Raw genomic sequence first — 7,143 nt, forward strand, 5'->3', positions numbered from 1 at the left:
TCAACACGGTGGACGGCTACAACAACGCCCTTTCCTCCACCGGGGCCCAGATCGCCGTGCTCACGGTGGATTTCACCGGGAACTTGAGCATCGACGATTACGCCCTGCAGGTGTTCAACGAGTGGGGCATCGGCGACAAGAAAAAGCAAAACGGCGTGCTGTTTTTGCTGGTGACCGGCGATCAGAACGCGTACTGTACCATTGGCACCGGCCTGGAGGGCGAGATCACCTACAGCCGAATCAAGCAGTTGCTGGAGGATTATGCCCGTGACGGGGTGAAAAGCGGCAACTATGACGATGCGGTGGTCCAGTTCACCGGTGCGATGTACAGCGAGCTATGCAGTCTGTACGGCATCACCCCGGGCGAGGGGCAGCCTCAGCCGAAGCCGGTGGAGCAGGACGACAGCGATTTGTCCGGCGTGCTGCTGATGCTGCTGATCGCGGCGGTGCTGATTATTCTTATCATCGGCACGAGCGGCCGCGGCGGCGGACGGGGCGGCCCGGGCGGCGGCGGTGGAGGCCGCGGCCGTGACGTGGTGTTCTGGCCCCTGTTCCTGGGAGGCTACAGCCGTCCCCGCTATCATCACCGGCCCTACCACCGGCCCCCGCCGGGCGGCTTCGGAGGCGGCTTTGGCGGAGGCGGCTTCGGCGGCGGTGGTTTTGGCGGCGGAGGCTTCGGCGGCTTCGGGGGCGGCGGCTCCCGCGGCGGCGGCGCCGGCCGCGGCTAAGGCCCGGAGAACCCATCTGCCAACAGCGATGTGAGGAGAGGATTCCATTGAAGAAAAACGCGGTGCGGCTGGCGGCAGCCGCACTTCTGGCGGCGCTGCTGAGCACAGCGGTGTTTGCGGCCGGTTATCCGGCGGCGCCCCAGGAGCATTTTACCAAGGACGAGGCGGGCGTATTAAGCGAAGCCACCATTCAGGCAGTGGACGAGCTGAACGCCTCGCTGGAAGCAAGTGGTGCTCAGATTGCTGTGCTCACGGTGAGCACCACCGGCGAGGAGTACATCGACGATTACACCTATGGTGTGTTCGATACCTGGGGCGTGGGCAGCGCCGAGCAGAACAACGGCGTGCTGTTCCTGCTGGCCATCGACGACCAGAACTACTACTGCGCCCTGGGCGCGGGGCTGGAGGGCAGCGACCTTGCCGCCGACCTGCAGACCATGCTGAACGAGTCCGCCGAGCCGGGCTTTGCGGCGGCGGATTACGATGCCTGTGTGACCGAATTCACCGGCGCGGTGGCCGAGAGCCTGCGCGCCATGTATGGCCTTTCCGCCGAAACACCCGCAGTCAGTGAACCGGCCAGTGTGCCGGATAGCGCGGCGGCGGTGGCACCGGTGGCCCCGCAGCCCACGCAGCAGCCGGTACCCACTCAGGCACCGGCGCAGAGCCAGGCGCAGACCGAAACCAAAAGCCTCTCTCTGGGAACGGTGTTTGTGATAATAGTCGTTCTTTTTGTGATCGTCTGGCTGTGGATCAAACTGGCCCGTTATGTGAACCGCTCCATGGGAACGGCAAGCAGCACACCGGTGTATACCACCCGCACCACCACCGACACCTCCGACGGACCGGATGTGGTGTATGTGCCCTACCCTGTGGAGACTGACCGCTACGATCGGCGGGACCGGCGCAGGCACAGAATGCCGCCTCCGCCCCCGCCTCCGCCGCCGAAAAAGCAGAGCATCTTCGGCGGCGGGCGCTCGGAACGCCCGGCGGAGAAAAAGCCGGATTCCAGCCGGTTCGGCGGCAGTCGTTCCTCCGGCTCGGGTGCGGGCCGTATGGGCGGCGGACGCTCCGGCGGTGGTTCCGGTGCGGGCCGTTCCGGCGGTGGACGCTCCGGCTTCGGGGGCGGCGGCTCCCGCGGCGGCGGCGCGGGCCGGGGCTGATGGCCTGTGTGGCTCCCTGCTGCAGAAAACTGAATAAAGAAAGCGCTCGTGCTTTGGCACGGGCGCTTTTTTTACGCCCGACGGGCGGGGGGAAAGGGAATTTAAAAATTTTGGTTGACAGCTGTCTACCTGTCTGTTATGCTTAGGGTAGACAAGAGACTACCTTTTTGAGGGAGGGAACAAGCATGAATGTGGAACTGTCTGCCGGGGAGTGGAAGCTGATGAATCAGCTGTGGCAAAACGCCCCCCGCACCATCACCCAGCTGGTGGCCGATCTGGCCGATGACACCGGCTGGTCCAAGCACACCGTCATCACCATGCTCAACCGGCTGGAGGCCAAGGGCGCGGTGCGCCACGAGGAGGGCGGCCGGGCCAAGGAGTATTACCCGGCGGTGGAAAAGGCCGGGGTGGCCCTGCGGGAGACCGAGAGCCTTCTGGACCGCATCTACGGCGGCAGTCTGGGCCTTCTGGTCAACGCCTTTGTGGAGCAGAAGGGCATCAGCGAAAGCGAGCGCGCCCAGCTGCTGAAGATTCTGGAAGAGGCCCCCGGCGAAAAAGGAGAGTGATCGTATGCTCGAGCTGCTCATTACCTCCAGCCTGCTGATTCTGGCCGTGCTGGCGGCGCGGGCGCTGCTGGCCGGGCGCATCAGCCGCCGGATGCAGTACGCCCTGTGGGGGCTGGTGCTGCTGCGGCTGCTGCTGCCGGTGAGCCTGCCCCAGAGCCGGGCCAGCGTGCTGAACGCCCTGCCCCAAACGGCACAGGTAAGCTTTGCCGGTTCGGGCGAGATTCAGAACGAGACGCTGCCTATCCCGGTGGACACTGAGGCGCAGACCGGCACCGCCGAAACCGTTATAACTGGCGAGATGCAGGCGGGCCTTGCTGAAATCACCAACAACGCCGCATCCGCCCCACAGCACCCGGAATGGTCGCTGAACCCGGCGGCGCTGCTGCCTGTGGTCTGGGCGGCGGGCGCGCTGCTCACCGGTGGGGCGATGCTCTGGGCCAATCTGCGGTTTTCGCTGCAGCTGCGGCGGGAGCGTTGTCTGCTGGATCTGGACCCGGAACGCACCGGTGGTCTGCCGGTCTACCTCTGCCATGATCTGGCCAGTCCCTGCCTGCACGGGCTGGTCCATCCGGCCATCTATCTGAACCCGGAGGCGCTGAAAAGCCCCGAACGGCTGGAATTCGTGCTGGCCCATGAGAAGGCCCATCACCGCCACAAAGACCACCTCTGGGGCGCGCTGCGCTGCTTTGTTCTGGCGGCATACTGGTTCGACCCGCTGGTCTGGTGGGCGGCGGCGGTCTCCAAGCGGGACTGCGAGCTTGCCTGCGACGAGGCGGTCACCGCGTCCATGGAAGAGGACCGGCGGCGGGACTACGGCCGCTGCCTGGTGGAGCTGATCCCCCGGCGCGCGCCGGGCACCGCCCTGCTGGCCGCCACCTCCATGAGCGGCACCGCCCATTCCATGCAGCAGCGCTTGAAGGCCATCGTGACCGCGAAAAAGCCCCGGCGGGCCGCCATCGCCCTGACCCTGGCGGGCGCGGTGCTGCTCACCGCCTGCACCTTCACCGGAGCGAGAGAAAAGACCATCGCCAGCCCCGACGAGCTGATCGGCGAGGGCGAGACCGTGCGCCGCCGGGTGAGCTGGCAGCAGGAGAGCGGCACCCAGGAGATCATTCTGGTGCAGGCCAGCGCGGCCCCTGAGGGCGAGAGCCTGCGGGACGGTCAGGGCTGGTTCAGGCTCTATTACTGGAACAGCAACCGGGACAACACCGCCGAAAACACCCTGCATTACGAGGGGCGGCTGTCCAACCGGCAGCCCATTCAGGTGATCGCACAATTTGCGGACGGCAGCATGGGAGACTACGCCCGCCCCACCGCCGACGACACCGTGCAGCTGTTGGAGGTGCATCTCTACCAGTCAAACGGCGACTCGGTCTGGTACGACTGGCGCAGCGGCGAGCTCTCGGCACAGCCGGAGGAGCCCCCCGAATACAATGCCCCGGAGTCTGCCGCCGAGTCGATACAGGACGATGTGCTGCAGCAGCTGGTGGGCAGCCTGCAGTCGGCGGAGGGCGGCATCCGGTTCACCATCCCCGCTGCCGCGGGCTGGACCGGGGAGGACTGGCATCTCACCCTCTGGCGGCTGGACGGCGGCGAGGGCGAGGACATCATCCAGGGCCTGCCGGAGGTGTTCACCAGTCAGGACTGGCAGCCGGGCCAGAGCTATCTTGTGCCCGCCGACTGCCTGACCGACGGCCCGGTCACCCTGATCGCCCGGCTGACCAATGAGCCCGGCCAGGATGTGCTGACCGAGAACGCGTCCATCGCGGTGCATGATGTGTTCTCGATGGCAACCGGCATCTACGGCGACCAAACCGCCCATCAGACCATTCGGACCAGAACCGACGCGGAGCTGATCGCCGAATATCCGGCCTCTGAGCGGGAGCAAACCGGGCGCCAGCAGGCGCTGGAGCAGCTGTGGGCCAGCTGCATCTGGCAGGAGCAGAACTTCACCTTCACCATCCCGGCGGACCTTTCCCCCAACGAGGTGGAGCTGCGCTTCGGCTGGGCCAACGGGAGCACCTTCATGTTCTCGGAAATCAGCTGGGGCGAGCGGGGAATTCGCCTGAAGCTGAACCGCAGCAGCGCCGACATCACCATGGTCAGCGATGAGCAGGGGCTGTTCACCGGCCAGACCTGGCAGCCGGGCGATACCATCATCGTGAACGGCGCGGGCCGGGGCAATGTTCAGCCGGTGCTTTTGCTGCGGGATAAGACCACCCGCGAGGAGCAGAATATCTGGCTGCCCGCATCGGCCCAGCCGCTGCCCACGGTGACCGCTGTGCCCACCGAGCCGGACAGCGCCGCCCCGCAGGCGGATTATGAGTTTTACAACGTGGAACCGGCGCAGACGGAGGAATTCAACCGGCGGCTGGACGCGCTGGTGGAGAACCTCCAGTATAGCCTGGGCGGCCCCCTCACCGTGACCATCCCCGAAACCGCCGAACCCGGCGAGTGGGAGCTGCGCCTGTTGCGCTACAACGAGAGCCGGGGCAGCTGGACCGTGGCCTCCGCCGGTCTGCCGGATGCCTTCGTGAGCCAGGGCTGGCAGCCCGGCCAGCAGGAGACGGTGGACGCTGAAACCATGTCCGGGTCCGATTGGAAGATGGAGGCAAAGAACACCGTGCTGGGCGGCTGGGTGCAGTTCCGGCTGGGCCTGTCCGGCACACCGCTTGCGCCTACCCCCACCCCCATCCGCCCGGAAGCCGACCAGCAGGCGCGGGCGGATGAGGCCGAGCAGCAGTATGAGAACTGGGTGGCCAGCCAGTCCACGCTTAGCCCCACGCCCACCCCCATGCCCATCGAAACGCTGGGCGGCGAGGGCTACCCGGCGGGCCGGGTACGCGCCCAGGGCTCGCTGGAGCTGGACGGCCGCACCCAGGATCTGGTGGCATTGCAGATTCAGCCCCCCGAGGGGGTGACCCTGGCCGAGGACGAGATCTATCTGCAACTCTACTACCGGGACAGTCAGGCCGCCAACCCGGAGTTTGTAAAGGCCTTTGCCGGGAAGGTGAGCGTGTACCAGACCTTCACCATCGATTACCGGGACGCAGCCGGTCAGCTGGTGACCCACTCCAACCCGGAAAACGGGGTGTCCATGGATCTGCTGCTCTGCCTGAGCAGCGGCGAAAACAGCAGTACGTGGATGCGCTACACGGTGGATGAAATCGGCATCACCACCAGCGATGCCTGAGCGAGTCCGTGCTGCGAGACCCCCCAAGTGTATACCGGCCACACCGGCCAAAGGGTGCTGATGGTTTCATCGGCACCCTTTTTGTGTCGGTGCGCTTTGACAGCCGCTTTGCTTCGTGCTATAACCAGTATGAAACCATCATCCGTGGACCGGCCTGCGCCTTCACGGAAAAGCGAGAGGAGTTTTTCACTATGCAGTACCGCAAAATGGGAAATACCGGTGTGGAGGTTTCCGCGCTGGGCTTTGGCTGCATGCGCATGCCGGTTCTGGAAGGGCAGCCCGACAACTGCATCGACGAGGCCCGGGCCATCGGCATGCTCCGCCACGCCATCGACAGCGGCGTGAACTACATCGACACCGCCTATTTTTATCACCATGAGGCCAGCGAGCCGCTGGTGGGCAAGGCCCTGCGGGACGGCTACCGGGAAAAGGTCAATCTGGCCACCAAAATGCCGGTGTTCTCGGTGGAAAAGGAGGAGGACTTCGACTTCTTCCTCAACAACCAGCTGGAGCGCCTGCAGACCGACCACATCGACTTTTACCTGATGCACGCCCTCAGCCTGGACAGCTGGAAAAACAAGGTGCTGAAATTCGACCTGCTGACCAAGGCCCAGAAAGCCCGCGCGGAAGGGAAGATTCGCTATCTGGGCTTCTCCTTCCACGACAACGAGGCCGCCTTCCTGGAAATTCTGAACGGCTTTGACGGGTGGGATTTCTGCCAGATCCAGATGAACTACATCGACGTGGAAAATCAGGCCACCCTGCGCGGGCTGGAAGCCGCCCACAAAAAGGGTCTGGGTGTGGTCATCATGGAGCCGCTGCTGGGCGGCAAGCTGGCAAACCTGAGCCCGCAGGTGAAGAACACTCTGGACGGCAGCCGCACCCCGGTGGAGTGGGCGCTGGACTTCTTGTGGAACCGGCCGGAGGTGTCGGTGGTGCTCAGCGGCATGGGCAGCGAGGAGATGGTGGAGCAGAATCTGGAATACGCCGCCCGCTCCTCCGTCGGCATGCTGGATGCGGCCCAGCTGGAAATGCTGGCTAACACCCGCAGCGTCTACCAGAAGATGGCGCTGGTGCCCTGCACCGGCTGCGCCTACTGCATGCCCTGCCCCTTTGGGCTGGACATCCCCGGCATCTACGAGATCTACAACCAGACCGTGAACGACTCCCGCGCGATGACCGTGGAGAAATATGCGTCTCTGGCAAAGCAGGCCGACGCCTGCCGCGCCTGCCGCAAGTGCGAGGGGATCTGCCCGCAGCACATTGAATCCAGCACCCTGATGCCGGTCATCCACGAAAAGATTGCTAAAATGAAGGCCGAGCTGGAAAAGAAATAACCCGGTTTTGCCCAAAACAAAAGCGAAGCGTGTTTGCGCTTCGCTTTTTCTTTTGGGGCCGGTCAGTCCTCCGGCCGCTTGAGGCGGCGGGGGCGGCGCGGGGCCAGAAAGTCCACGGCGGTGGCTGGGTCAAAGGGGCGGCTGGTCTGCTGGAGCCAG

Annotated in this window: 5 protein-coding genes; all 5 read left to right on the top strand. The window is 64.9% G+C overall.

Annotation, left to right across the window (positions count from 1 at the left end):
* A partial coding sequence (locus tag J7G73_RS11720) for a YgcG family protein (protein ID WP_291246380.1) occupies positions 1-728 on the top strand: 728 nt, incomplete at its 5' end.
* A gap of 47 nt (positions 729-775) precedes the next feature.
* Entirely contained in the window at positions 776-1,888 is a 1,113-nt protein-coding gene (locus J7G73_RS11725; protein ID WP_291246381.1) for a YgcG family protein, read from the top strand.
* 185 nt (positions 1,889-2,073) lie between these two features.
* The gene (locus J7G73_RS11730) at positions 2,074-2,454 is read left to right on the top strand and encodes a BlaI/MecI/CopY family transcriptional regulator (protein ID WP_087292977.1); all 381 of its coding nucleotides are present in this window, start codon (positions 2,074-2,076) and stop codon (positions 2,452-2,454) included.
* 4 nt (positions 2,455-2,458) lie between these two features.
* On the top strand, positions 2,459-5,647 hold the full coding sequence (locus J7G73_RS11735; protein WP_291246382.1) for a M56 family metallopeptidase: 3,189 nt from the start codon (positions 2,459-2,461) through the stop codon (positions 5,645-5,647).
* Positions 5,648-5,838: 191 nt separating this feature from the next.
* Positions 5,839-6,984: an aldo/keto reductase gene (locus J7G73_RS11740; protein WP_291246383.1), complete on the top strand. Its 1,146-nt coding sequence runs from the start codon at positions 5,839-5,841 to the stop codon at positions 6,982-6,984.
* The last annotated feature ends 159 nt before the right edge of the window (positions 6,985-7,143 follow it).

The sequence above is a fragment of the Allofournierella sp. genome, assembly GCF_017889395.1.
Taxonomy (GTDB): Bacteria; Bacillota; Clostridia; order Oscillospirales; family Ruminococcaceae; genus Allofournierella.